The sequence below is a fragment of the Geodermatophilus sp. FMUSA9-8 genome, from assembly GCF_037034165.1.
GTDB lineage: Bacteria > Actinomycetota > Actinomycetes > Mycobacteriales > Geodermatophilaceae > Geodermatophilus > Geodermatophilus nigrescens.
In genome coordinates, this window is record NZ_JBAGKE010000026.1 from 1 (window position 1) to 751 (window position 751).

Annotated in this window: 1 rRNA gene; it reads right to left on the minus strand. The window is 59.0% G+C overall.

The window, feature by feature from the left end:
• Nucleotides 1-721: ribosomal RNA gene (locus WA616_RS24365) — 23S ribosomal RNA — on the minus strand; the annotation flags it as partial.
• Nucleotides 722-751 lie beyond the last annotated feature (30 nt).

Sequence of the window (751 nt, forward strand, 5' to 3'; positions counted from 1 at the left end):
CACGGGTTAACCTCGCCACGTACCGCTAACTCGCAGGCTCATTCTTCAAAAGGCACGCAATCACCGCCCGCACACGAAGTGCGGCTTCACGGCTCTCACGGCTTGTAGGCACACGGTTTCAGGTACTATTTCACTCCCCTCCCGGGGTACTTTTCACCTTTCCCTCACGGTACTCGTCCGCTATCGGTCACCAGGGAGTATTCAGGCTTAGCGGGTGGTCCCGCCAGATTCACACCGAATTCCACGGGCTCGGTGCTACTTGGGAACACGACAACAAGGAGGCGCAGCGTTTTCGTGTACGGGGCTCTCACCCTCTACGGCGACCCCTTCCAGAGGCCTTCCACTAACAACTACGCTTTCTCACTCCCCGCCAGTCCGGCAGAACTGACACGATCGGTCCCACGACCCCGCTCCCACAACCCCTGCCGGGTATCACATGGAAACGGTTTAGCCTCATCCGCTTTCGCTCGCCACTACTCACGGAATCACGGTTGTTTTCTCTTCCTGTGGGTACTGAGATGTTTCACTTCCCCACGTTCCCTCCACACGCCCTATGTGTTCAGGCGCGGGTCACACCACATGACTGGTGCGGGGTTCCCCCATTCGGACACCCTCGGATCAACGCTCGGTTGGCAGCTCCCCGAGGCTTATCGCAGCCTCCCACGTCCTTCATCGGCTCCTGGTGCCCAGGCATCCACCGTGTGCCCTCAACATCTTGGCCACACACAAACCTACAAACACGCGAACTCTG